Annotated in this window: 18 protein-coding genes; 12 read left to right on the top strand and 6 right to left on the bottom strand. The window is 60.7% G+C overall.

Annotated elements, in window-relative coordinates; translation table 11 throughout:
* Positions 1–16: 16 nt before the first annotated feature.
* A complete protein-coding gene (locus tag K1567_RS08165; protein WP_169867489.1) occupies positions 17–1,093 on the bottom strand; it encodes a DUF748 domain-containing protein in 1,077 nt (358 codons plus the stop codon).
* Between the two features lie 126 nt (positions 1,094–1,219).
* On the opposite strand from K1567_RS08165, the gene cysK reads away from it, so the two are divergent.
* Together cysK and K1567_RS08155 are read left to right on the top strand one after the other, a co-directional pair.
* Positions 1,220–2,194: a cysteine synthase A gene (gene cysK / locus K1567_RS08160; RefSeq protein ID WP_034096460.1), complete on the top strand. Its 975-nt coding sequence runs from the start codon at positions 1,220–1,222 to the stop codon at positions 2,192–2,194.
* Positions 2,195–2,321: 127 nt separating this feature from the next.
* Positions 2,322–3,260: an aspartyl/asparaginyl beta-hydroxylase domain-containing protein gene (locus K1567_RS08155; protein ID WP_034096461.1), complete on the top strand. Its 939-nt coding sequence runs from the start codon at positions 2,322–2,324 to the stop codon at positions 3,258–3,260.
* A gap of 131 nt (positions 3,261–3,391) precedes the next feature.
* On the opposite strand, the gene acnA is transcribed toward K1567_RS08155, so the two are convergent.
* On the bottom strand, positions 3,392–6,133 hold the full coding sequence (gene acnA / locus K1567_RS08150; RefSeq protein WP_220698336.1) for an aconitate hydratase AcnA: 2,742 nt from the start codon (positions 6,131–6,133) through the stop codon (positions 3,392–3,394).
* A gap of 196 nt (positions 6,134–6,329) precedes the next feature.
* Here acnA and rlmM point away from each other — a divergent pair, with 196 nt between their 5' ends.
* Positions 6,330–7,406 (top strand): 23S rRNA (cytidine(2498)-2'-O)-methyltransferase RlmM, encoded by a 1,077-nt coding sequence (gene rlmM / locus K1567_RS08145; protein ID WP_034112449.1) that lies wholly within the window; start codon positions 6,330–6,332, stop codon positions 7,404–7,406.
* A 132-nt stretch (positions 7,407–7,538) separates the two neighbouring features.
* Positions 7,539–7,784, top strand: a complete 246-nt coding sequence (gene tusA, locus K1567_RS08140; RefSeq protein WP_034096464.1) for a sulfurtransferase TusA — start codon at positions 7,539–7,541, stop codon at positions 7,782–7,784.
* On the opposite strand, the gene K1567_RS08135 is transcribed toward tusA, so the two are convergent.
* A complete protein-coding gene (locus K1567_RS08135; RefSeq protein ID WP_034112450.1) occupies positions 7,781–9,175 on the bottom strand; it encodes an MATE family efflux transporter in 1,395 nt (464 codons plus the stop codon). The two genes, tusA and K1567_RS08135, sit on opposite strands and share 4 nt — an antisense overlap.
* Positions 9,176–9,315: 140 nt before the next feature.
* Between K1567_RS08135 and pdxB the strand changes: the two genes are divergently transcribed.
* On the top strand, positions 9,316–10,458 hold the full coding sequence (pdxB, locus tag K1567_RS08130; protein ID WP_047883076.1) for a 4-phosphoerythronate dehydrogenase PdxB: 1,143 nt from the start codon (positions 9,316–9,318) through the stop codon (positions 10,456–10,458).
* A 58-nt stretch (positions 10,459–10,516) separates the two neighbouring features.
* On the opposite strand, the gene K1567_RS08125 is transcribed toward pdxB, so the two are convergent.
* Positions 10,517–10,690, bottom strand: a complete 174-nt coding sequence (locus tag K1567_RS08125) for a PA1571 family protein (RefSeq protein WP_034096467.1) — start codon at positions 10,688–10,690, stop codon at positions 10,517–10,519.
* A 236-nt stretch (positions 10,691–10,926) separates the two neighbouring features.
* Here K1567_RS08125 and K1567_RS08120 point away from each other — a divergent pair, with 236 nt between their 5' ends.
* Positions 10,927–12,705 (top strand): ABC transporter transmembrane domain-containing protein, encoded by a 1,779-nt coding sequence (locus K1567_RS08120; protein WP_220698335.1) that lies wholly within the window; start codon positions 10,927–10,929, stop codon positions 12,703–12,705.
* Between the two features lie 131 nt (positions 12,706–12,836).
* Here the strand turns inward: K1567_RS08120 and K1567_RS08115 are convergent, their stop codons facing one another.
* On the bottom strand, positions 12,837–14,765 hold the full coding sequence (locus K1567_RS08115; protein ID WP_034096469.1) for a transglycosylase SLT domain-containing protein: 1,929 nt from the start codon (positions 14,763–14,765) through the stop codon (positions 12,837–12,839).
* Positions 14,766–14,978: 213 nt separating this feature from the next.
* Between K1567_RS08115 and K1567_RS08110 the strand changes: the two genes are divergently transcribed.
* Positions 14,979–16,898, top strand: a complete 1,920-nt coding sequence (locus K1567_RS08110) for an ATP-binding cassette domain-containing protein (protein WP_034112455.1) — start codon at positions 14,979–14,981, stop codon at positions 16,896–16,898.
* 118 nt (positions 16,899–17,016) lie between these two features.
* Here K1567_RS08110 and K1567_RS08105 read toward each other — a convergent pair whose 3' ends face one another.
* On the bottom strand, positions 17,017–17,457 hold the full coding sequence (locus K1567_RS08105) for a universal stress protein (RefSeq protein ID WP_034096471.1): 441 nt from the start codon (positions 17,455–17,457) through the stop codon (positions 17,017–17,019).
* 105 nt (positions 17,458–17,562) lie between these two features.
* On the opposite strand from K1567_RS08105, the gene K1567_RS08100 reads away from it, so the two are divergent.
* The 5 genes from K1567_RS08100 (at position 17,563) to topA (ending at position 24,914) form a co-directional block, all read left to right on the top strand.
* Entirely contained in the window at positions 17,563–18,000 is a 438-nt protein-coding gene (locus K1567_RS08100) for a hypothetical protein (RefSeq protein ID WP_034096472.1), read from the top strand.
* Positions 18,001–18,492: 492 nt separating this feature from the next.
* Positions 18,493–20,640, top strand: a complete 2,148-nt coding sequence (gene fadB / locus K1567_RS08095; RefSeq protein WP_034096473.1) for a fatty acid oxidation complex subunit alpha FadB — start codon at positions 18,493–18,495, stop codon at positions 20,638–20,640.
* Between the two features lie 29 nt (positions 20,641–20,669).
* A complete protein-coding gene (fadA, locus tag K1567_RS08090; RefSeq protein ID WP_169903450.1) occupies positions 20,670–21,845 on the top strand; it encodes an acetyl-CoA C-acyltransferase FadA in 1,176 nt (391 codons plus the stop codon).
* A gap of 96 nt (positions 21,846–21,941) precedes the next feature.
* Positions 21,942–22,178 carry a DUF1653 domain-containing protein gene (locus K1567_RS08085; RefSeq protein ID WP_034137402.1) on the top strand — a complete coding sequence of 79 codons (237 nt, stop codon included), beginning with the start codon at positions 21,942–21,944 and terminating at the stop codon, positions 22,176–22,178.
* A 114-nt stretch (positions 22,179–22,292) separates the two neighbouring features.
* Positions 22,293–24,914 carry a type I DNA topoisomerase gene (gene topA, locus K1567_RS08080; protein ID WP_034096476.1) on the top strand — a complete coding sequence of 874 codons (2,622 nt, stop codon included), beginning with the start codon at positions 22,293–22,295 and terminating at the stop codon, positions 24,912–24,914.
* Positions 24,915–25,016: the final 102 nt, after the last annotated feature.

Raw genomic sequence — 25,016 nt, 5'->3', positions numbered from 1 at the left:
CGGTCACTCTGCGCGCTCAGTCGGCGCTCGGCTTGGGTTGTTCATAGCGCGCGTTGAACGCCTGAATAAAGCCGTTGCGCAAAATCGCCACCACGGCCCAGAACGCGCTGACATCTTGCTGATGCACGCTGCCGCTCAGTTCAACGCGGGTGGCGAACTGGTTTTTGCGTTGGTTCTTCAGCACGGTCTCGCTGGCGCCCACCACGGCCTCCCAGATCGAGCGGAAAATATTCTTGTCTTTGTTTTCCACGTCCTGCTGCCAGTCGAACACTTCCACATCCCGCAGCAACGGCTTGATGTAGCCGCTCAGTTGGCCCTTTTCAGCCTGGGCCTCAATGACCAGATCGCCAGTGCCGGCCTTGAAATCGAACTTGCCGTAGGCCGAGGCAAAGTCGTTCATACGCTTGAGCTGCAAGTCGCGGGCGCGGAAGCGGAATTCGAAGTCTTCGAAATTGCTCAAGGGGTCGAAGGTGGCACTGGCTTCCAGCGGGGCCTGGCCCAGCAGCAGTGCTTTACCGTCGAAGCGCGCATCGCGCCTGCCTTCGGTGTCGACCACGTTGGTCAGGTTATAGAAGCTGGCATTGACGCCGGTGGCGTTGATGTTCACCGCCGGTTTGGAATTGAAGTTATGGAACGCGATCTTGCCGTCTTCGATGCGCACCTCGTTGAGGGTGATCGGCAGCAACTTGCCCAGTTGCTCGCGCCAGTCGGTGCCCTTACCGGTCTGGGACGCCTGCTTGTTGGCGCCGCCGTCGACAAAATTGATTTCCGGCCGCACAAAGTAGCCTTCGGCGACGACCGCATGGTCGTACCACAGCGAATGCCAGCTCACCGCGAACTCGATCAGTGGCGCCTTGACGAACGGCACCGGCACCTTGCCGTCCACCTTAACGATCTGCAAGCCGTTGATGCGGTAGGCGCCGCGCCACAGGGCCAGGTCCACGTCGGCGATTTCGCCTCGGTAGTCGCCCATATTGGCCAGTTTGTCATTCAGGTAATTGCGCACCAGGTAGGGCAGGGCGATGTTCAGGGCGATCAGCACCACCACCAACCCGGCGACGGTCCATAGCGGCCAACTGTAGCGACGTTTCATGGGGCAGTTCTCCTTGCTCGTAAGCAGATGGACTGTCGCGCCGGCCTCAACGTTCCTCCGACTGGACGCCTAGTACGACCCGGCATACCCTTGAAGCCTTTCGCACATCGCCCAATAGGACCCGCCATGAGCCGCATTTTTGCAGATAACGCGCACTCCATCGGTAACACGCCCCTGGTTCAGATCAACCGCATCGCTCCGCGCGGCGTGACCATTCTGGCCAAGATCGAAGGGCGCAACCCCGGTTACTCGGTGAAGTGCCGCATCGGTGCAAACATGATCTGGGACGCCGAAAGCAGCGGCAAACTCAAGCCGGGCATGACCATCGTCGAACCCACCTCCGGCAACACCGGCATCGGCCTGGCGTTCGTCGCCGCCGCCCGTGGCTACAAGTTGCTGCTGACCATGCCGGCCTCCATGAGCCTGGAACGGCGCAAGGTGCTCAAGGCCCTCGGCGCCGAGCTGGTACTGACCGAGCCGGCCAAAGGCATGAAAGGCGCTATCGAGAAGGCCGGCGAGATCGTCGCCAGCGACCCGGCCCAGTACTTTATGCCGGCCCAGTTCGAAAACCCGGCCAACCCGGCCATCCACGAAAAAACCACCGGCCCGGAAATCTGGAACGACACCGATGGCGCCGTGGATGTGCTGGTGGCGGGCGTGGGCACTGGTGGCACCATCACCGGCGTGTCGCGCTATATCAAAAATATCCAAGGCAAGCCGATTCTGTCGGTGGCGGTCGAGCCGATCGGTTCGCCGGTGATCACCCAGACCCTGGCCGGTGAAGAGGTCAAGCCCAGCCCGCACAAGATCCAGGGGATCGGCGCCGGGTTCGTGCCGAAGAACCTCGACCTGTCGATGGTCGACCGCGTGGAACTGGTGAGCGACGAGGAATCCAAGGCCATGGCCCTGCGTTTGATGCAGGAAGAGGGGATCTTGTGCGGGATTTCCTGCGGCGCCGCGATGGCGGTGGCGGTGCGCCTGGCACAGAAACCGGAGATGCAGGGCAAGACTATCGTGGTGGTGCTGCCGGATTCCGGTGAGCGTTACCTGTCGAGCATGCTGTTCAGCGATCTGTTCACTGAGCAGGAAAACCAGGCTTGATGCAGGTCAGCTGGTCGGTGCGGGCCTTCTGCATAATGGCGCAACTGTTTATCATGGCCGGCTGCTACGTCTGGCACCCCTCCAACGGGGTGCTGTCGGCCAGACGCTTATTTCCAGGAGTTGCTGCATGACCTTTTCTCTGACCGCCAAACTGTCGGTGCTGCTGTTGTTTATCGGCAGCACGCTGTACGTGCACCTGCGCGGCAAGGCGCGTTTGCCGATGTTGCGCCAGTTCGTCAACCATTCGGCGCTGTTCGCCCCGTATAACGCCTTGATGTACCTGTTTTCGGCGGTGCCGTCCAAGCCGTACCTGGACCGCAGCAAATTCCCGGAGCTGGATGTGCTCAAGGACAACTGGGAAGTGATCCGCGAAGAGGCCATGCACCTGTTCGACGAGGGTTACATCCGCGCCGCCGAAAAGAACAACGACGCCGGTTTCGGTTCGTTCTTCAAAAAGGGCTGGAAGCGTTTCTACCTAAAGTGGTACGACAAGCCCCTGCCGTCGGCCGAGGCGCTGTGCCCGAAGACCGTGGCGCTGGTGAGTAGCATCCCCAACGTCAAGGGCGCGATGTTCGCGCTATTGCCGGGCGGCAGCCACCTCAACCCGCACCGCGACCCGTTCGCCGGTTCCCTGCGCTATCACTTGGGCTTGTCCACGCCCAATTCCGACGACTGCCGCATCTTCGTCGACGGCCAGGTGTACGCCTGGCGCGACGGTGAAGACGTGATGTTCGACGAAACCTATGTGCATTGGGTCAAGAACGAGACCGAGCAGACCCGCGTGATCCTGTTCTGCGACATCGAGCGTCCGCTGAGTAACCGCCTGATGACCCGCGTCAACCGTTGGGTCAGCAAACAGCTGGGCCGCGCCACCGCACCGCAGAACCTCGACGACGAGCGCGTGGGTGGGATCAACCAGGCGTATGCCTGGAGCAAGACCTTCAGCGACAAGTTCAGCGGTGTGGTCAAACAGTGGAAGCGCAAGCATCCGAAGGCTTACCGCATTGCGCGGCCGGTGCTGGCGGTAGTGGTGTTGGTACTGCTGTGGAAGTGGTTGTTCGGCTGATCTGAAGCGTTAAACGCGGTCAAAATGTGGGAGGGGGCTTGCTCCCGATAGTGGTGGATCAGTCATGGATGTTTTGACTGACATACCGCCATCGGGGGCAAGCCCCCTCCCACATTTGATCTCCTGTGTTCTTAAGAGGCAATCAGCTGCCGCAGCACATAGTGCAGAATTCCCCCCGACTTGAAGTACTCCACTTCATTCAAGGTATCGATCCGGCACAGCACCTCGACCTTCTCCGTGCTGCCATCCTCCCGGGTAATCACCAGCGTCAGGTTCATACGTGGCACGATCTCCACGTCGCTCAGCCCCAGAATATCGATCTTCTCCTTACCGGTGAGTTTGAGCGCCTTGCGGTTCTGATCCAGCTTGAACTGCAACGGCAACACGCCCATGCCCACCAGGTTGGAGCGGTGGATGCGCTCGAAACTCTCGGCAATCACCGCTTTGACTCCCAGCAGATTGGTGCCCTTGGCCGCCCAGTCGCGGCTGGAGCCGGTGCCGTATTCCTGCCCGGCGATCACCACCAGCGGCGTGCCTGTAGCCTGGTATTTCATCGCGGCGTCGTAGATCGCCATCTTCTCGCCAGTGGGGATATACAGCGTATTGCCACCTTCCTCGCCGCCGAGCATTTCGTTGCGGATGCGGATATTGGCAAAGGTGCCGCGCATCATCACTTCATGGTTGCCCCGACGTGAGCCGTAGGAGTTGAAGTCGCGCGGTTCCACGCCCTGTTCGCGCAGGTAGCGGCCGGCTGGGCTGTCGACCTTGATATTACCGGCGGGGGAGATGTGGTCGGTTGTCACCGAATCCCCCAACAACGCCAGCACGTTCGCACCTTTGACGTCCTTGATGACCGGCAGCGGCCCGGCAATGTCGTCGAAGAACGGCGGGTGCTGGATGTAGGTCGAGTCTTGCTGCCACACATAGGTGGCGGCTTGTGGCACCTCAATGGCCTGCCATTGTTCATCCCCGGCAAACACTTCGGCGTACTCCTTGTGGAACATGCCAGTGCTGACCTGGGCCACGGCGTCGGCGATTTCCTGGCTGCTGGGCCAAATGTCCTTGAGGTATACCGGGTTGCCCTGCTGGTCGTTACCCAACGGCTCGCTGCTGATATCGATGCGCACGGTGCCCGCCAGGGCGTAGGCCACCACCAGGGGCGGCGATGCCAGCCAGTTGGTTTTCACCAGCGGATGCACGCGGCCTTCGAAGTTGCGGTTGCCGGACAATACCGACGCCACGGTGAGGTCGGCTTTCTGGATGGCTTTTTCGATCGGCTCGGGCAAGGGCCCGGAGTTGCCGATGCAGGTGGTGCAGCCATAACCCACCAGATCGAAACCGAGCTTGTCCAAGTATTGCGTGAGCCCCGCGGCCTTGTAGTAGTCGGTGACCACTTTGGAGCCGGGCGCCAGGGAGCTTTTCACCCAGGGTTTGCGCGTCAGGCCTTTTTCCACGGCCTTCTTGGCCACCAGGCCGGCGGCCATCATCACGCTGGGGTTGGAGGTATTGGTGCAGGAGGTGATCGCGGCGATCACCACGGCGCCGTTTTTCAGGCGATAGGTCTGACCGTCGAAGTCGTAATCGGCTTCACCCACCAGGTCGGCATTGCCTACGGCGACACCGCCGCCGCCTTCGCTTTCCAGGCGACCTTCTTCTTTATTGGTGGGTTTGAACTGCAAGTCGAGAAAGTCGCTGAATGCCTGGCCGACATTCGGCAGCGCCACCCGGTCCTGGGGACGCTTCGGCCCGGCCAGGCTGGCTTCGACGCTGCCCATGTCCAGGGCCAGGCTGTCGGTGAACACCGGCTCCTGGCCCGCGTGACGCCACATGCCTTGGGCCTTGGTGTACGCCTCGACCAGTTTGACGGTTTCTGTCGGACGGCCCGAGAGGCGCAGGTAGTCCAGGGTCACTTCATCGACCGGGAAAAAGCCGCAAGTGGCGCCGTATTCCGGGGCCATGTTGGCGATGGTGGCGCGGTCCGCCAGGGGCAGGTCGGCCAGGCCGTCACCATAGAACTCGACGAACTTACCCACCACGCCTTTCTTGCGCAGCATCTGGGTCACCGTCAGCACCAGGTCGGTGGCGGTGATGCCTTCCTTGAGTTTGCCGGTGAGCTTGAAGCCGATCACTTCGGGGATAAGCATCGACACCGGCTGGCCGAGCATCGCCGCCTCTGCTTCGATACCACCCACGCCCCAGCCGAGCACACCCAGGCCGTTGATCATGGTGGTGTGGGAGTCGGTGCCCACCAGGGTGTCGGGGAACGCATAAGTGCGGCCGTCTTCGTCTTTGGTCCAGACCGTGCGGCCCAGGTATTCGAGGTTGACCTGGTGGCAAATGCCGGTGCCCGGCGGCACCACGCTGAAGTTGTCGAAGGCGCTCTGGCCCCAACGCAGGAAGGCATAGCGTTCGCCGTTGCGCTGCATTTCGATGTCGACGTTCTGCTCGAAGGCGTCGGCATTGCCGAACTTGTCGACCATCACCGAGTGGTCGATCACCAAATCGACGGGAGAGAGCGGGTTGATGCGTTGCGGGTCGCCACCGGCCTTGGCCACGGCGGCGCGCATGGCGGCCAGGTCGACCACGGCGGGTACGCCGGTAAAGTCTTGCATCAGCACGCGGGCGGGGCGGTACTGGATCTCGCGGTCGGACTGGCGCTCTTTGAGCCAGGCGGCGATGGCCTTGAGGTCGGCGCCGGTGACCGTTTTGTTGTCTTCCCAGCGCAGCAGGTTCTCCAGCAGCACTTTGAGCGACATCGGCAGCTTATCGAGGTCACCCAGGCTCTTGGCGGCTTCCGGCAGGCTGAAGTAATGGTAGGTCTTGCTGTCTATTTCAAGGGTCTTAAGGGTTCTCAGGCTATCAAGCGATGACATGACACGACTCCTTATGGTCCGCACGGCTACGGACCTGACGGGACGAACAGAGCTTTAAAGCTAGCGCTGTTTTCATTAGCAGGCTAATAACTGGACTCTATGGTGAAGTCCAAGGTTCCGAACTCGGCTATCATGCGCGCGTTTTCATGACAGACATTGCGATAGCGCAAGGTCCGTCGAGTCACCAGGAGAGTTGATGAACACCCTTTTTATGCACTGCCGCCCAGGGTTTGAAGGCGAAGTCTGTTCCGAGATCGCGGAACACGCCGCGCGCCTGAACGTGTCCGGCTACGCCAAGGCCAAGACCGGCAGCGCCTGCGCCGAATTTGTCTGCACCGAAGAAGACGGCGCCCAGCGCTTGATGCACGGCCAGCGCTTTGCCGAGCTGATCTTCCCGCGGCAATGGGCGCGTGGGGTATTTATCGACTTGCCAGAAACCGACCGCATCAGCGTGATCCTTGCCCACCTGCGCGAATTTCCGGTGTGCGGCAGCCTGTGGCTGGAAATGGTCGACACCAACGACGGTAAAGAGCTGTCCAACTTCTGCAAGAAATTCGAAGTACACCTGCGCAAAGCCCTGCTCAATGCCGGCAGGCTGGTGGATGACCCGAGCAAACCGCGCCTGCTGCTGACCTTCAAGAGCGGCCGCGAAGTGTTTATGGGCCTGGCCGAGTCGAACAACTCGGCGATGTGGCCCATGGGCATCCCCCGTCTGAAATTTCCCCGCGAAGCCCCCAGCCGCTCAACCTTGAAGCTGGAAGAGGCTTGGCACCACTTTATCCCGCGCGATCAGTGGGACGAGCGCCTGCATGGCGACATGACCGGCGTCGACCTTGGCGCCGCGCCGGGTGGCTGGACCTGGCAGTTGGTCAACCGTGGCATGCTGGTGACCGCCATCGACAACGGCCCCATGGCCGAGAGCTTGATGGACACCGGCCTGGTGCAGCACCTGATGGCCGACGGTTTCACTTTCGTGCCCAAGCAGCCGGTGGACTGGATGGTCTGCGACATCGTCGAGAAACCCGCGCGTAATGCGGCGCTGTTGGAAACCTGGATCGGCGAAGGGCATTGCCGCGAAGCGGTGGTCAACCTCAAGTTGCCGATGAAACAGCGCTATGCCGAGGTCAAGCGCTTGCTGGAGCGCATCGAGGAAGGCTTCAAGGCGCGTGGCATTCGTGTGGAAATCGGCTGTAAGCAGCTGTACCACGACCGTGAAGAGGTGACCTGCCACCTGCGTCGGCTGGAAAGCGTAAAGAAACCCAAGGCCCGCTGATCCACCGCCCAAATGTGGGAGCGGGCTGGCCCGCGAAAGCGGTATAACTGTCGAAATTTATGTTGAATGTGCCCGCGTCATCGCGAGCAAGCTCGCTCCCGCAGGAAATCGAGCTGGTTTTAGGAGTGAAATATGAGTCTTGAATTGCCCGTCGACGCCACCCTCGACGCCACCGGCCTCAACTGCCCGGAACCGGTGATGATGCTGCACCAGCACATCCGCGACTTGCCGGCAGGCGGCTTGCTCAAGGTGATTGCGACCGACCCGTCGACCCGTCGCGATATCCCTAAGTTCTGTGTGTTTCTGGACCACGAACTGGTGGAGCAGCAGGAGCAGGCCGGCACCTACCTGTACTGGATTCGCAAAAAAGCCGATTAACCCCGTAGCTTGTCGGCCCGAATGCGCCGGCGCGCGCTACGCGCCAGGCGCACCAGCAACATCCCCGCCGCACAACTCAGACCCACGATCAACCCTTGCCACAAGCCGCTCGGGCCGCTGGGTTCGCCGAGCCAGTGGGTCAGCCCCAAGGCATAGCCCACCGGCAATCCCACGCCCCAATAGGCAAACAGGGTCAGCACCATGGTCACCCGCGTGTCTTGGTAGCCGCGCAGCGCACCGGCGGCGGTAACTTGGATCGAGTCTGAGAACTGGAACAGCGCCGAGAACACAATCAAGGTAGACGCCAGATGGATTACCACCGGGTCCGGGGTGTAAATGCTTGCGATCTGTTCGCGAAACAGCAGCATCAAACTGCAGGACAGGCACGCATACGCCAGCGCCGTGCCCATGCCGACCCCGGCGGCGAAGCGCGCTTCACGCGGCTCGCCACGGCCCAGAGCCTGGCCGACGCGCACGGTGACCGCCATGCTCAGGGAGTAGGGGATCATAAACACCAGGGAACTGACGTTCAGCGCGATCTGATGCCCCGACACCACCGTGGCGCCCAGGCTGCCGAGCAGCAGGGCGATTACCGCGAAGATGCTCGATTCGGCAAAGATCGCCACGCCAATCGGCAGGCCAATGCCCAGCACGCGTTTGATCACTGCCCATTGCGGCCAATCGAAGCGTTTGAACAACTCGCTGCTCTGGTAGGCGGCGCCCCAGCGCGTCCAGCCGGCCAGGCCGAGCATCATCACCCACATCGCAATGGCCGTGGCCCAGCCGCAACCTACGCCGCCCATGGCCGGCACGCCAAAATGGCCGTAGATGAAGATGTAGTTCAGCGGAATATTCAGCGCCAGGCCGATCAGGCCCATAACCATGCTTGGCCGGGTGCGGCCCAGGCCGTCGCTGAAACAGCGCAACACGTAATACAACGCCACCGCCGGCATGCCCGCGGCAATGCCGTGCAGGTAACCCATGGACGGCGCGATCAGGTCGGGTTCCACCTTCATGGCATGCAAAATCGGTTCGGCGCACAGCAGCAATAATGCGCCGATGGCCCCGACGACCACCGCCAACCACAATGACTGACGGACCAACGGCCCGATCTCGCTGAACTGACCGGCGCCGTAACGCTGGGCGACTTTCGGCGTGGTGGCCAGCAGTGTGCCGGTCATCAGCAGGTACACCGGAATCCAGATCGAATTACCCAGGCCCACCGCCGCCAGATCCTGGGGGCTGACGCGTCCGGCCATCACCGCGTCGACAAAGCTCATGGCGGTGGTCGCCAGTTGGCCGATCATGATCGGCAGCGCGAGCGTCAACAGATCGCGCACCTCCCGGCTGATGCGGGCGGGGCGGGTGAGGGGAGCGGTGGCAGTGTTCACGTACGGGTGTCCAGTCGAAAGGTGCGCAAGGACGGCGGATTCTACGCCTTGACGCAATGGTCAGGAAAAAAGCTGTGTTAGGGATTTGTAAGCGAGGCCCGCGATCCCTGTACACTGCCTGTCCGCCAAAGGAGCCTGCCATGCTGATTGTTGCCGACGAAAATATCCCGCTGCTCGACGCGTTTTTCCAAGGGTTCGGCGAGATTCGCCGAGTGCCGGGCCGTTCCATCGACCGTGCGACCGTCGAGCAGGCCGACGTGCTGTTGGTGCGCTCGGTGACCAACGTCAACCGCGCCTTGCTTGAGGGCTCGTCGGTGCGTTTTGTCGGCACCTGCACCATCGGCACCGACCATTTGGACCTGGATTACTTCAAGCAGGCCGGTATCCAGTGGGCCAGCGCCCCCGGTTGCAACGCCCGCGGCGTGGTGGACTATGTGCTGGGTAGCCTGCAGACCCTGGCCGAGATCGAAGGGGTGGACCTCACCCGGCGCACCTATGGCGTGGTTGGCGCCGGTGAAGTGGGCGGGCGGTTGGTTCAGGTGCTCAAGGGCCTGGGCTGGAACGTGCTGGTGTGCGACCCGCCGCGCCAGATTGCCGAAGACGGTGATTACGTCAGCCTCGGGCAGATCATCGAGCAGTGCGACGTGATCAGCCTGCACACGCCGTTGATCAAGTCCGGCAATGCCGCTACCTGGCACTTGTTCGACCGTCAGCGCCTCAACCAGCTCAAGCACGGCGCGTGGCTGATCAATGCCAGCCGCGGTCCGGTGGTGGATAACGCCGCGCTGCGCGAGGTGCTGCTGGAACGTGAAGATCTGCAAGCCGTGCTCGATGTGTGGGAGGGCGAGCCTGAGGTCGATGTGGCACTGGCCGATCTATGCGTGCTGGCCACGCCGCATATCGCCGGTTACAGCCTGGACGGCAAACAGCGCGGTACGGCGCAGATCTATCAAGCGTTTTGTACCTATCTGGGGCAGGTGCCGAGTATCCAGCTGAGTGATCTGCTGCCGCCGCCGTGGTTGGCCGAAGTGCATTTGAACGCCGCCACGGACCCGGCCTGGGCGCTGGCGACGCTGTGCCGCAGCGTTTACGACCCGCGCCGTGACGATGCGGATTTTCGCCGTAGCCTGGTCGGCACCGTGCAAGAGCAACGTCTGGCCTTTGACCTGCTGCGCAAGCACTACCCGGAGCGCCGCGAGATCGAGGGTTTGAAAGTGCGGATCAACGGGGAGTCGGCGGCGCTGGCCAAGTTGGTCACTGCCCTCGGTGCCGAAGCCCTGTAGGAACGCCGTGCATAAAAAACCCGGCCACCGGGGCCGGGTTTGAAAGAGCGTGGGCGCTTCAGCCTTGCTTGGCAGGCTTGACCAGTCGCTGTTCCAGCGCGCTGCAGGCTTGCTGGATCATCTCTTCGGTAATCTGCACATCGTTGCCATCGGCATCGACATACCAGCACGGCAGCTGCTGCGGCTGGCGGATTACTTCGATTTTGGCATCGCTGCTGTGTTGCAAGGTCATGGCCTGTCTCCTCATCAGGTTGTGTACCTACTCTAAATCCCCCGCGTGACCGAGCTATTACAACTCCTTACAAGATCACCGGTTCGAACACCTACTCCAACAGAAACCGCCAACGATTTCCAGCCGGGCGTTAGACCGATAGCCTCTAGTGGCCAGCATCGACGGGCATAATTAACTGGACTCATTGTTATTTGCCCAAGTTCCCCCAATGTTGAACTACAGATTCCTTACCGGTGATGCCTTCCATGCTCTCAGTCCGTCAACGCCGTGCGATTCGCCTGGCCAGCCGCTTCATCGCGCCCTATCGCTGGCAGGCGTTGGGTGCCCTGGTGGCGCTGATCGTCACCGCCGGCATCACCTTGTCCATGGGGCAGGGCATTCGCCTGCTGGTGGATCAGGGCTTCATGACCCAGTCGCCGCACCTGCTCAACCAATCCATCGGCCTGTTTATGGTGTTGGTGCTGGGCCTGGCGGTCGGCACCTTTGCGCGCTTTTACCTGGTGTCGTGGATCGGCGAGCGGGTGGTGGCGGATATCCGGCGGCAGGTGTTCAACCACTTGATCTATCTGCACCCTGGGTTCTATGAAAACAACCGCAGCTCGGAAATCCAGTCGCGCCTGACCACCGACACCACCCTATTGCAGTCGGTGATCGGTTCATCGCTGTCGCTGTTCCTGCGCAATGGGTTGATGGTGATCGGCGGCATCGTGCTGCTGTTTGTCACCAACCCCAAACTCACCAGCATCGTGGTGGTTGCGCTGCCGCTGGTGCTGGCGCCGATTCTGATCTTCGGCCGTCGGGTGCGCAGTTTGTCGCGCCAGAGCCAGGACCGCATTGCCGATGTGGGCAGCTATGTGGCCGAGACCCTTGGCCAGATCAAGACCGTGCAGGCCTACAACCATCAAGTGCAGGACGAGCAGCGCTTTGCCGTCACCGTCGAACAGGCGTTCAGTACTGCGCGTAAACGCATCGCCCAGCGAGCCTGGCTGATTACCCTGGTGATCATGCTGGTGCTCGGCGCGGTGGGGGTGATGCTGTGGATGGGCGGCATGGACGTGATCAACGGGCGCATTTCCGGTGGTGAGCTGGCGGCATTCGTGTTCTACAGCCTGATCGTCGGCAGCGCCGTCGGCACGCTGAGCGAGGTGCTCGGCGAACTGCAGCGCGCCGCCGGTGCGGCGGAGCGCATCGCCGAGTTGTTGCAGTCGACCAACCAGATCCAAGCACCAGCTGCTGGCAGCGTGCCACTGCCCGAGCGGGTCAGCGGCCGCATGGAACTGCAAGACCTGCGTTTTTCCTACCCGTCGCGGCCGGACAGCTACGCCATCGATGGCCTGACGCTGACGATCAATCCTGGCGAGACCTTGGCACTGGTCGGGCCGTCCGGCGCGGGCAAGTCGACGATTTTCGATCTATTGTTGCGCTTCTACGATCCCCAGCAAGGCCGCATCCTGCTCGAAGGCCAGCCGCTGACCGCCCTCGACCCCATGGACTTGCGCCGCCACTTCGCCCTGGTGTCCCAGAGCCCCGCGCTGTTTTTCGGCAGCGTCGAAGAGAACATCCGCTACGGCAACCCGAATGCCACACGCGAGCAGGTCGAAGCCGCCGCGCGCATTGCCCACGCCCACGACTTCATTCTGCAAATGCCCGACGGTTACCAGACGCACCTCGGTGATGGGGGGCAGGGCCTCTCCGGCGGCCAACGCCAACGCCTGGCCATCGCCCGCGCGCTGTTGGTGGACGCGCCGATCCTGCTGCTGGACGAGGCCACCAGCGCCCTCGATGCCCAGAGCGAACACCTGATCCAACAGGCCCTGCCGCAACTTATGCAAGGGCGCACCACCCTGGTCATCGCCCACCGGCTGGCCACTGTGAAGAACGCCGATCGAATTGCCGTGATGGATCAAGGAAAACTGATGGCGGTGGGCACTCATCAACAGTTGATTGCAAGCAACCCGCTGTATGCGCGGTTGGCGGCGTTGCAGTTCAGCGATGGGGAAGAATCGGCCAGCTAGGCGATTGTTAGCGGTGATCAGCTCCCATTCCACAGGAGGGGAGCTACTGGATTCCACGCTCCATAAAAAATGCCCGTATCTTCCAATACGGGCATTTATCTTCACGCTTGAGCGGGTTGCTGCTTCAGCCTTCACTGATCGTCAAAATACCGCTCATGCCAATCCACCAATGGCTGTGGCGAGTTGAGCTTCTGCCCGTAGATCACCGAATAAGACAGCACGTTCTGTACGTATTGTCGGGTTTCGTCGAACGGGATGCTCTCCACCCACACGTCGAAACTCAAGTGGTCGGCCCCGCGCAGCCACTGGCGCACGCGGCCGGGGCCGGCGTTGTAGGCGGCGGAGGCGAGGACGCGGTTGCCGTTGAACTGGCTGTGCACTTGGCTCAGGTAAGCGGCGCCCAGTTGGATATTCTTGTCCGGGTCCAGCACCTGAGACGGGGAGGCCAGCGGAATGCTGAATTTGCGCGCGGTGTCCTTGGCGGTGCCGGGCATCAGTTGCATCAGGCCGCTGGCTCCGACGCCGGAGCGGGCATCGTCCATAAAGGCGCTTTCCTGGCGGGTAATGGCGAACACCCAGCTTGAATGCAGCCCGCGTACCTTGGCTTCGCGCACCAGGGTGTCGCGGTGGGCCATCGGGAAACGAATATCCAAGTCATCCCAGTACTGGGCTTGGCTGATGGTGCGGATGGCCGGGAAGTACCACTTCATGTCGTAGGCCAGTTTGGCTTGGGCGACCATCTCGTCACGGTTGAAGTGACGGCTGACGTGATACCACTCGCGGCGGCCGTCGACGATTTGCCCACGCGCGTAAAACTCCAGTGCGCGGCGCACGCCAGGCGTATTGCGCACCTTGTTGACCAGCGCCTGGCTCATCAGAAGCGGCTTGTTTTTCAACTGATAAGGCGCTTTGGAACGGTCGGCGGCCAGGAAACCGTAGAAGTCCCGTTCCTGGGCGAGGTTTTTGTACAGCACCAACGCCTGCGGGTTTTTCGGCTCGGCCAATTCCAGGCTGCGGGCCTGCCAGTAGCGCCAGCGGTTGCTGGTGGCCAGGTCCTGCGGGAGTTTGCGGGTCAGCTGGTAGGCATCTTCCCAGCGCGCCAGGCGCAACAGTAGGCGCAGGCGCCATTCGGAGACCGTATTGTCGCGCAGTTCCGGGTCGTATTTGGTCATCACCTCAAGGGCGCGCGGGTCGAAGCGTTTGGCCAGGGTCAGGCCGATTTCGCGGGCGATCGCGACTTTTTCGTCACGGGAGAAGTGCATGCTACTGGCATAGCCATCGAGCAGCGCCATGGCTTTGTCCGGGTCCTGACGGGCCAGGCGACGCAGGCCCAAGCCCACGGCGTCGGACATCGCCTCGGTAGCCGGCAGGAAGCGCGACGGGTCACTGAGCATGTCGGGCTTCTGCGCTACGTCCACCATCAAACGGCCTTGGGCGCCCAGGGTCGGCAGGGTTTTTACCAGGCTGTTGGCCAGCGCGTAATTGCGCGCTTCGGCGGCGAGCTTGGCGCGGTCCCAGATTTTCTGTTCGGTGAGTTGGCCGTCGGCGGCCCACTGGCCAAAAGTCACATCACAGGCGGCCGGTTGGGATTTGCCGGTCATCCAGAGTTTTTCGGCGGTTTTGTAGCCTTCGGCTTTCAGGTTGTGAGTGAGTTGGTATTGGCCGTGCAGGCAGTCCAGCTCGACGAAATTGAGCTTGGGGTCGTAGTACTTTTCAAAGGTCTGCCAGTCACCACGCTCGGCCAGCCAGCGCAACCAGCGCAGCTTCATCCAGTTGGCCTGGGGCAGGTCGCCGTTTTTGGCGAGGAATTGTTCGATTTCTTCGTTGCTGGCGCTCTTCAGGCGTGCGGTCAGCTCGTCGTAGGCCAGGTACGGCGTCAGTGGATAATCGGCCAGGGCCTGGCTGTATTGCATGTACGGGCCGGTATCGCCTTTGGCCAGGGCGCGCTTGGCCTCATCGTAATATTGACGTTGAGTGGTGAGGTCCACAGCCTGGGCGGATTGAACGGCGGTGGCGGAGAGAAGCAGACAGGATAAAAAGTTGAAAAGGCGACTGCGCATGAGACGTCCGTGCAGAGAAATCACGACTAGCACCGGCACCGCCGACGCTGATTGCCCCTAGCTTAGCCTTTTGCCAGCGGCCCGTGAAAGCTTTGCAGGATGGTTCCTGCAAGTTCGCTGCAAATGTCCTACAGAACGTGTCAACAACGAAAATGCCAGCCGCATCCCACCCTCAACTCAGGTAGAATGCGCGCCCAGTTTTTGGAGAAGCGTATGACCCTGCTCAAATTCAGCGATGTGTCCCTTGCTTTCGGCGCTATGCCGTTGTTGGACAAGGTGTCCTGGCAGATCGCCCGTGGTGAGCGGGTGTGCATCATCGGCCGCAACGGCACCGGCAAGTCCAGCATGATGAAGCTGGTCAAAGGCGATCAGAAGCCCGACGACGGCTCCGTGTGGCGCGCCCCGGGCCTGAAGATCGGCGAATTGCCCCAGGAATTGCCGGTGGCCGACGGACGGACAGTGTTCGACGTGGTTGCCGAAGGCCTGGACGGCGTCGGCGCACTGCTCGCCGAGTACCATCATCTGGCGCAGAACTGCGTCACCGAGGAAGACCTGGACAAGCTGATGCACGTCCAGCAAGACCTCGAAGCCCGTGACGGCTGGCGCTTGCAGCAGCTGGTGGACAGCACCCTGAGCCGCCTGCAACTGCCGGCCGACAAGACCCTCGCCGAATTATCCGGCGGCTGGCGTCGCCGGGTGTTGCTGGCCCAGGCGCTGGTGTCCGAACCGGATCTGCTGCTGCTCGACGAACCGACCAACCACCTGGACATCGGCGCCATTGCCTGGTTGGAAGAGGCCCTGAAGGATTTCCAGGGCGCCGTGCTGTTTATCACCCACGACCGTTCTTTCCTGCAAAACCTGGCCACGCGCATCCTCGAACTGGACCGTGGCGGCCTGATCGACTGGAACGGCGACTACGCCAGCTTCCTGGTACACAAGGAAGCCGCACTGGCCGCCGAAGAAACCGCCAACGCTTTGTTCGACAAAAAATTGGCCCAGGAAGAAGTCTGGATCCGCCAGGGCATCAAGGCGCGTCGCACCCGTAACGAAGGTCGCGTACGGGCGCTGAAAGCCTTGCGCGTGGAGCGCAGCGAACGTCGCGAGCGCACCGGCAAGGCCAATATCCAGCTGGATACCGCCGACAAGTCGGGCAAGCAAGTGATGGTGCTGGAGAACGTCAGCTTCCATCACCCGGACGGCCCGTTCCTGATCAAGGACTTCTCCATGGTCCTGCAGCGCGGCGACCGTATCGGCCTGCTCGGCGCCAACGGTACTGGCAAAACCACGCTGCTCAAGCTGATGCTCAGCGGTCTGCAACCGACCAGCGGCACCGTGGCCGAAGGCACGCGTATCGATGTGGCTTATTTCGACCAACTGCGCCACCAGCTAGACCTGGAAAAGACCGTGATCGATAACGTGGCCGAAGGCCGTGACTTCATCGATATCGACGGCCAGAGCCGCCACGTACTCAGCTACCTCGGCGATTTCCTGTTCAGCCCGCAGCGTGCGCGTACGCCTGTAAAAGCCTTGTCCGGTGGTGAGCGGGCGCGTCTGCTGCTGGCCAAATTGTTCAGCAAGCCGGCGAACCTGCTGGTGCTCGACGAACCGACCAACGACCTGGACGTGGAAACCCTCGAACTGCTGGAGGAGGTGCTACTGACCTTCAACGGCACCGTGCTGATGGTCAGCCACGACCGGGCATTCCTCGACAACGTGGTGACCAGTACCCTGGTCTTCGAAGGCGAAGGCAAGGTGCGCGAGTATGTCGGTGGCTATCAGGACTGGCTACGCCAGGGCGGCTCGCCGCGTCTGTTGGGCGTGACCGAGAGCAAATCCGGCAAGGCCGACTTGAACTCGGCGGTGGTTACGCCGGTGGCCGCGCCAGCACCCGCGCAGGAAACCGCACCAACGGCTAAGAAAAAGCTCAGCTACAAATTGCAGCGCGAGCTGGAAGCTTTGCCGGGGGATATCGAGGCCAAGGAGCAGCAGATCGCTGCAGTAGAGGCGCAAATGGCTGACGCAGGTTTCTACCTGCGTCCTGCGGCAGAAACCGCCAAGGTCATTGCTTCTCTGGAGACGTTGAATCAGGAGCTGGAAGCGTTGGTCGAGCGTTGGGCCGAGCTGGATGCCTGAGTGACCTTGGTGCAGTAAAAAGCCCGGCGCCCTGATGGGGGCGCCGGGCTTTTTTCATATGAAATGCGGTTCAAATGGGGAAGGGCTTGCTCCCTCCCAGATTAGCTCTGCATCGGTCCTAGGCGCTTTTTACCAGCTTCACCGCCAGCACATCGCACGGCGCGCCGTGCAGCACATCATTGGCGGTGGAGCCCAGCAGCAGCGCCAGGCCGTGACGGCCATGGCTGCCGACCACGATCAGGTCACAGCCTTGCTCCTTGGCGAGGTGGTGGATCTCCTGGCGCGGCTGGCCGTAGGTCAGGTGTGAGTTTTCTTTGGTCACTTCCGGGTATTTGGCTATCAGGCGGTCGAGACGTTCTTTGGCCTGATCGAACTGTTGTTGCTGCAGTTGGGACAGGTCCATCGGAACATCGCCGCCGAAGGCCATGGCCATGGGTTCGACGATATGCACGAGGGACAGTTTGGCGCCGCTGGCGACCGCGAAAGCCCGGGCGCGCTTGATCACTGGATCGCACTCTTCGGTCAGATCTACGGCGACCAGAATATGTTCGTATGACATGAGGCGTTCCTCCAGAGGACTGCAATAAATTAAGTATGGCTGGTTTCAAGCGGATGGGGTTGCGTCAGGTCAAATCCGCTCATCAGAAAAATCGGGAGTACACATATGACGGTCTGGATAGTGGTGTCAATCCTTGTGGTGGTATTAAGCCCCCTGGCATGGCTGCGCCCGTCGCGTCACCAGAGCGGGCGCATGGCCTTGCGCATGGAGGCGCGCCGCATGGGGTTGGCCATGCAGTTGGCGCCCCAGGAGTGGCCGCACTGGCTCAAGCAAGAGCCGCCGAGCCCTTGCGCCCAGTACTGCCGGCCACGACGCGGCGCCACGCCGGCCATTTGGAGTTACTGGCAACTGGAGCCGGGGGTGTGGGTTAACCAATGGCGAGAAAACTGCGTAGATGAGAAGTTGTTGCCGCATTTTTCAACGTTGCCGGCCAACGTCTACAAAGTCGAAGCCGACAAGCAAATGATTGCCTTGTATTGGGGTGAGAAGGGCGATGCCAGTGTCTTGAAGGACATCGACGCGTTGCTCAAGGCGCTGGCCTGAACCCAGGTGGCCCAGACTCAAACAGGCATTAAAAAGCCCGACACTCTCATCGGGCTGGAGTTGGCCAGGCAGGCCGGTGAATCTTGCGCCGGGTGTTGTCTTCTGGCGCTGTACGGTTGGCGCTAGCGTAGCCGTATCTCTCAATCTGTACAGCCCTTTCCCAAATAACTGAAATTATTGATTTCGTGAATAGTTGAATATTGACGAAGCGCGGGCCTATGGTTGTGGTTCTGAAATGACTGGAAAGTCGCGTTTTTCCTAGCCTTTGGAGCGATTGACAATTGCTCGGAATTGGATGAAGGTGGCGTACCCAAATCAAACGGGCGTATGAATTGAGCGTTTGTCTGTCAGACCGTTCATACATAATCCCGACTATCGCATTGGCGGGTGTGCCTGGCGGATTGGCATGAGCATTGACCTAACCATCAGTGTCCAACCATAGGCCAGCGTCCGATGTGTACTGTTCAGCTTCCATATCGTGGAGATCAGTTGATGATTTACGAAGGTAAAGCCATCACGGTTAAGGCTCTTGAAAGTGGCATCGTCGAATTGAAATTCGACCTCAAGGGTGAGTCCGTCAACAAGTTCAACCGTCTAACCCTGAACGAACTGCGTCAGGCCGTAGACACCATCAAAGCAGATGCTTCGGTCAAGGGCGTGATCGTCTCCAGCGGCAAGGACGTGTTCATCGTCGGCGCTGACATCACCGAATTCGTCGACAACTTCAAGCTGCCCGATGCCGAGCTGGTGGCTGGCAACCTCGAAGCCAACAAGATTTTCAGCGATTTCGAAGACCTCAACGTCCCGACCGTTGCCGCGATCAATGGCATCGCCCTCGGCGGTGGTCTGGAAATGTGCCTGGCCGCTGACTTCCGCGTGATGTCGGCCACCGCAAAAATCGGCCTGCCGGAAGTGAAACTGGGCATCTACCCAGGCTTCGGCGGCACCGTGCGTTTGCCGCGCCTGATCGGTGCGGACAACGCCATCGAGTGGATCGCCGCCGGTAAGGAAAACAAAGCCGAAGACGCCCTGAAAGTCGGCGCTGTCGACGCAGTGGTTGCTCCGGAAAAACTGGCCGAGGCCGCGCTGAACCTGATCAAAGGTGCCATCAGCGGCGAGTTCGACTACAAGGCCAAGCGCCAGCCCAAGCTGGAAAAGCTCAAGCTCAACGCCATCGAACAAATGATGTCGTTCGAAACCGCCAAAGGTTTCGTGGCTGGCCAGGCCGGCCCGAACTACCCGGCGCCGGTTGAAGCGATCAAGACCATCCAGAAAGCCGCGAACTTCGGTCGCGACAAAGCCCTGGAAGTGGAAGCGGCTGGTTTCGTCAAACTGGCGAAAACCTCGGCGGCCCAGAGCCTGATCGGCCTGTTCCTGAACGATCAGGAACTGAAGAAAAAGGCCAAGGCCTACGATGAAATCGCCAGCGACGTGAAACAGGCTGCCGTACTCGGCGCCGGTATCATGGGCGGCGGCATCGCCTATCAGTCGGCGTCCAAAGGCACGCCGATCCTGATGAAAGACATCAACGAACACGGTATCGAGCAGGGTCTGGCGGAAGCCGCCAAACTGCTGGTGGGGCGTGTGGATAAAGGTCGCATGACCGCAGCGAAAATGGCTGAAGTGCTTAACGGCATTCGTCCTACGCTGTCCTACGGCGATTTCGGTCACGTCGACCTGGTGGTCGAAGCGGTTGTCGAGAACCCGAAGGTCAAGCAGGCCGTGTTGGCTGAAGTGGAAGCACAGGTCAAGGAAGGCACCATTCTGGCGTCCAACACCTCGACCATTTCCATCTCGCTGCTGGCCAAGGCCCTCAAGCGTCCGGAAAATTTCGTCGGCATGCACTTCTTCAACCCGGTACATATGATGCCGCTGGTGGAAGTGATCCGTGGCGAGAAGTCCAGCGAACATGCGGTGGCCACCACCGTTGCCTACGCCAAGAAAATGGGCAAGAACCCGATCGTGGTCAACGACTGCCCGGGCTTCCTGGTCAACCGCGTGCTGTTCCCTTACTTCGGTGGTTTCGCCAAGTTGGTCAGTGCCGGCGTGGACTTCGTGCGCATCGACAAAGTCATGGAAAAATTCGGCTGGCCAATGGGCCCGGCGTACCTGATGGACGTGGTCGGCATCGACACCGGCCACCACGGCCGCGATGTGATGGCTGAAGGCTTCCCGGACCGCATGAAAGACGACCGCCGTTCGGCTGTCGACGCCCTGTACGACGCTAAGCGCCTGGGCCAGAAAAACGGTAAGGGCTTCTACGCCTACGAGGCGGACAAGAAAGGCAAGCAGAAGAAAGTGGCCGATCCGTCGGTGCACGAAGTGCTGGCACCGATTGTGTACGAGCAGCGTGAAGTGTCCGACGAGGACATCATCAACTGGATGATGATCGCCCTGTGCCTGGAAACCGTACGTTGCCTGGAAGATGGCATCGTCGAGACCGCCGCCGAAGCCGATATGGGCTTGGTGTACGGTATTGGTTTCCCTCCATTCCGTGGTGGTGCACTGCGTTACATCGACTCGATCGGTGTGGCCGAGTTCGTTGCCCTGGCTGATCAATACGCTGAGCTGGGCCCGCTGTACCACCCGACCGCGAAGCTGCGTGAAATGGCCAAGAACGGCCAGAGCTTCTTCGGTTAAGCGCCCAGACGACTAGAGCGAGAATATTTATGAGCTTGAATCCAAGAGACGTCGTGATTGTCGACTTCGGTCGCACGCCGATGGGCCGCTCCAAGGGCGGCATGCACCGCAACACCCGCGCCGAAGACATGTCGGCGCACCTGATCAGCAAAGTGCTGGAACGTAACACCAAGGTCGACCCGAACGAAGTCGAGGACGTGATCTGGGGCTGCGTCAACCAGACCCTGGAGCAGGGCTGGAACATCGCGCGTATGGCGTCGCTGATGACTCAGATCCCCCACACTGCGGCCGGCCAGACCGTCAGCCGCCTGTGCGGTTCGTCCATGAGCGCGTTGCACACTGCCGCCCAGGCGATCATGACCGGTAACGGTGATGTGTTCGTGGTCGGTGGCGTGGAGCACATGGGTCACGTCAGCATGATGCACGGCGTCGATCCGAACCCGCACATGTCGCTGTACGCGGCCAAGGCCTCCGGCATGATGGGCCTGACGGCGGAAATGCTCGGCAAGATGCACGGCATTACCCGTGAAGCCCAGGACGCATTCGGCCTGCGCTCCCACCAGCTCGCCCATAAGGCGACGGTGGAAGGCAAGTTCAGGGATGAAATCATCCCGATGAACGGCTATGACGAGAACGGTTTCCTGAAACTGTTCGACTACGACGAAACCATTCGTCCGGATACCACCCTGGAAAGCCTGGCGGCCTTGAAGCCGGCATTCAATCCCAAGGGCGGCACCGTGACGGCGGGTACTTCGTCGCAAATCACCGACGGCGCATCGTGCATGATCGTGATGTCGGCGCAACGCGCCCAAGACCTCGGGATCCAGCCTTTGGCGGTGATCCGTTCGATGGCGGTGGCCGGCGTGGACCCGGCTATCATGGGCTACGGTCCGGTACCGGCCACGCAAAAAGCCTTGAAGCGCGCGGGCCTTTCCATCACCGATATCGACTTCTTCGAACTCAACGAAGCTTTCGCTGCACAGGCCCTGCCGGTGTTGAAAGATTTGAAAGTGCTCGACAAGATGAACGAGAAGGTTAACCTGCACGGCGGCGCGATTGCCCTGGGCCACCCATTCGGTTGCTCCGGTGCGCGGATCTCTGGCACGCTGCTTAACGTGATGAAGCAAAATGGCGGCAACCTCGGGGTAGCCACCATGTGCATTGGTCTCGGCCAAGGCATTTCCACCGTCTTCGAACGCGTCTAAGCGTTGGGTTGACGGAAGCCGGGGCCCAGTGCCCCGGTTTTTGTTTTTTGGATTTTTTAATATTTTTTTTAATAAATTTTGTAAGGGGGCCAGAGCATGAATGTCACACCAGGGCTCTATCAGCATTACAAGGGTCCGCAGTACCGGGTTTTCAGCGTGGCGCGCCATTCCGAGACCGAAGAACAAGTCGTGTTTTACCAAGCACTGTATGGAGATTACGGCTTTTGGGTGCGCCCCTTGAGCATGTTCCTGGAGAGCGTCGAGGTTGACGGCGAGCAGGTCCCACGCTTTGCTTTGGTCCAGGCCGAACACGGTCTTCTTAAAGGGCAATAACCGCAGGCCGCGCAGAATGCTGCGCTTGACCTCACCCGGTTGCCACTATATATAGCGTTGCCGCGTCAGGCGCCAACTGCCTTTCACTTCTCGAATTCAGGAATTTTCCGATCCATGGGCAAATCGCTGGTCATTGTGGAATCCCCGGCTAAGGCCAAGACCATCAACAAGTACTTGGGCAACGAGTACGTGGTGAAGTCGAGTATCGGCCATATCCGAGACCTGCCCACCAGCGGTTCGGCTAGCGCCAGCAAGGAGCCAGCCGCCAAGCGCGGCAAGGCCGCTGCGGGCGAAGGTCCGGTGCTCACGCCCAAGGAGAAAGCGCGCAAGCAGCTGGTCTCGCGCATGGGTGTGGACCCGGACCATGGCTGGAAGGCCAAGTACGAGATCCTTCCTGGCAAGGAAAAGGTCATCGAAGAGCTGCGCCGGCTCGCCAAGGATGCTGACACCATCTATCTCGCGACGGACTTGGACCGCGAAGGGGAGGCCATTGCCTGGCACCTGCGGGAAGCCATCGGCGGTGACGACAGCCGCTACAAGCGCGTCGTGTTCAACGAAATCACCAAGAAAGCCATCCAGGAAGCCTTCTCCAAGCCGGGCGAGTTGGATATCGACCGCGTCAATGCGCAGCAGGCACGGCGTTTCCTCGATCGCGTGGTGGGTTATATGGTCTCGCCCCTGCTGTGGGCCAAGATCGCCCGTGGCCTGTCCGCCGGCCGCGTGCAGTCGGTTGCCGTGAAGCTGGTGGTGGAGCGTGAGCGTGAGATTCGTGCGTTCATCCCTGAAGAGTACTGGGAAGTCCACGCCGACCTGGGTACCGCCAAGGGCGCCAATGTGCGCTTTGAAGTGGCCCGCGAGAAAGGCGAGGCCTTCAAGCCGCTGAACGAAGCCCAGGCCATGGCCGCGCTGGAGAAGCTCAAGGCGTCCAGCTACAGCATCGTCAAGCGTGAAGACAAACCAACCAGCAGCAAGCCTTCGGCACCTTTCATCACCTCCACCCTGCAACAGGCCGCGAGCAACCGCCTGGGCTTCGGTGTGAAGAAAACCATGATGATGGCCCAGCGTCTTTACGAAGCCGGCTACATCACTTATATGCGTACCGACTCCACCAACCTGTCGGTGGACGCGGTCGCCATGGCGCGAACCTATATCGAAAGCGAGTTCGGCAAGAAGTACCTGCCGGAGAAGCCTAACGTCTATAGCAGCAAGGAAGGCGCACAGGAGGCTCACGAAGCGATTCGTCCTTCCGACGCCAACACCGAGCCAAGCAAGCTGAGCGGCATGGAGCGCGACGCTGAGCGTCTCTACGAGCTGATCTGGCGCCAGTTCCTGGCCTGCCAGATGCTGCCGGCGCAGTACCTGTCCACCACGGTTACCGTGGCGGCCTCCGACTTTGAGCTGCGTGCCAAGGGCCGCATTCTCAAGTTCGACGGTTATACCCGCGTGATGCCGCAGATCGCCAAGCCTGGTGACGACGATGTGCTGCCGGACATGGCTCAGGGCGATACGTTGAAGCTGATCAAGCTCGATCCGTCGCAGCACTTCACCAAGCCGCCGGCGCGTTATTCGGAAGCCAGCCTGGTCAAGGAGATGGAAAAGCGCGGTATCGGTCGCCCTTCGACCTACGCGGCGATCATTTCCACCATCCAGGACCGTGGCTATGTAGCGCTGCATAACCGTCGTTTCTATTCGGAAAAGATGGGTGACATCGTCACCGAGCGTCTCTCCGAGAGCTTCTCCAACCTGATGGATTACGGCTTCACTGCCGGCATGGAAGAGAATCTCGACGACGTGGCCCAGGGCGAGCGCGATTGGAAAAACGTGCTGGACGAGTTCTACGGCGACTTCAAGAAGAAGCTTGAGGTGGCCGAGAGCCCCGAGAACGGCATGCGCGCCAACCAGCCGGTGATGACGGATATCCCGTGCCAGACCTGCGGTCGGCCGATGCAGATTCGCACGGCGTCCACCGGTGTGTTCCTTGGTTGCTCGGGCTACAGCTTGCCGCCGAAAGAGCGCTGCAAGGCCACGGTCAATCTGGTGCCGGGCGATGAAATCGCGGCTGACGACGAGGGTGAATCCGAGTCGTTGGTGCTGCGTGGCAAGCACCGCTGCCCGATCTGCAGCACGGCGATGGATGCCTACCTGTTGGATGAGAAGCACAAGCTGCATATCTGCGGTAACAACCCGGATTGCAACGGCTACGAGATCGAAGAAGGCACCTACCGCATCAAGGGCTACGAAGGTCCGAGCCTGGAATGCGACAAGTGCGGCAGCGAGATGCAGCTCAAGACTGGCCGCTTCGGTAAGTTCTTTGGCTGCACCAACCCGACGTGCAAGAACACCCGCAAACTGCTCAAGAGCGGCGATGCGGCGCCGCCGAAGATGGACCCGGTGAAGATGCCGGAGCTCAAGTGCGAAAAGGTCAACGACACCTACATCCTGCGTGACGGTGCCTCTGGCTTGTTCCTGGCAGCCAGCCAGTTCCCGAAAAACCGCGAGACTCGTGCGCCGTTAGTGATGGAAATCGTGCCGCACAAGGACGAGATCGATCCTAAGTACCACTTCCTGTGTGAAGCGCCGAAGAAGGATCCGGATGGTCGCCCAGCCGTGATTCGCTACAGCCGCAAGACCAAGGAACAGTACGTGCAGTCCGAGGTCGACGGTAAGCCGACCGGCTGGAAAGCCTTCTATGAAGGTGGCAAATGGAAGGTCGAGGACAAGCGTCAGGGCGCCTGATCTGTCGGATGCGCTGAAGATCCAAATAGCGGAGGGGTAAGCCCCTCCCATATTTGGATCTTTTAGATCCTGAAGTAGCGTTTTGATCTGCATAAGCAGCGC

The sequence above is a fragment of the Pseudomonas sp. S5F11 genome (assembly GCF_019641515.1).
Classification (GTDB): Bacteria; Pseudomonadota; Gammaproteobacteria; order Pseudomonadales; family Pseudomonadaceae; genus Aquipseudomonas; species Aquipseudomonas rhodesiae.
This window is presented reverse-complemented; position numbering and strand designations above follow the sequence as displayed.

Coding starts and splice junctions, on each gene's coding strand:
- K1567_RS08165 (WP_169867489.1), bottom strand. CDS start 1,093: ATGAAACGTCGCTACAGTTGGCCGCTATGGACCGTCGCCGGGTTGGTG.
- cysK (WP_034096460.1), top strand. CDS start 1,220: ATGAGCCGCATTTTTGCAGATAACGCGCACTCCATCGGTAACACGCCC.
- K1567_RS08155 (WP_034096461.1), top strand. CDS start 2,322: ATGACCTTTTCTCTGACCGCCAAACTGTCGGTGCTGCTGTTGTTTATC.
- acnA (WP_220698336.1), bottom strand. CDS start 6,133: ATGTCATCGCTTGATAGCCTGAGAACCCTTAAGACCCTTGAAATAGAC.
- rlmM (WP_034112449.1), top strand. CDS start 6,330: ATGAACACCCTTTTTATGCACTGCCGCCCAGGGTTTGAAGGCGAAGTC.
- tusA (WP_034096464.1), top strand. CDS start 7,539: ATGAGTCTTGAATTGCCCGTCGACGCCACCCTCGACGCCACCGGCCTC.
- pdxB (WP_047883076.1), top strand. CDS start 9,316: ATGCTGATTGTTGCCGACGAAAATATCCCGCTGCTCGACGCGTTTTTC.
- K1567_RS08125 (WP_034096467.1), bottom strand. CDS start 10,690: ATGACCTTGCAACACAGCAGCGATGCCAAAATCGAAGTAATCCGCCAG.
- K1567_RS08120 (WP_220698335.1), top strand. CDS start 10,927: ATGCCTTCCATGCTCTCAGTCCGTCAACGCCGTGCGATTCGCCTGGCC.
- K1567_RS08115 (WP_034096469.1), bottom strand. CDS start 14,765: ATGCGCAGTCGCCTTTTCAACTTTTTATCCTGTCTGCTTCTCTCCGCC.
- K1567_RS08110 (WP_034112455.1), top strand. CDS start 14,979: ATGACCCTGCTCAAATTCAGCGATGTGTCCCTTGCTTTCGGCGCTATG.
- K1567_RS08105 (WP_034096471.1), bottom strand. CDS start 17,457: ATGTCATACGAACATATTCTGGTCGCCGTAGATCTGACCGAAGAGTGC.
- K1567_RS08100 (WP_034096472.1), top strand. CDS start 17,563: ATGACGGTCTGGATAGTGGTGTCAATCCTTGTGGTGGTATTAAGCCCC.
- fadB (WP_034096473.1), top strand. CDS start 18,493: ATGATTTACGAAGGTAAAGCCATCACGGTTAAGGCTCTTGAAAGTGGC.
- fadA (WP_169903450.1), top strand. CDS start 20,670: ATGAGCTTGAATCCAAGAGACGTCGTGATTGTCGACTTCGGTCGCACG.
- K1567_RS08085 (WP_034137402.1), top strand. CDS start 21,942: ATGAATGTCACACCAGGGCTCTATCAGCATTACAAGGGTCCGCAGTAC.
- topA (WP_034096476.1), top strand. CDS start 22,293: ATGGGCAAATCGCTGGTCATTGTGGAATCCCCGGCTAAGGCCAAGACC.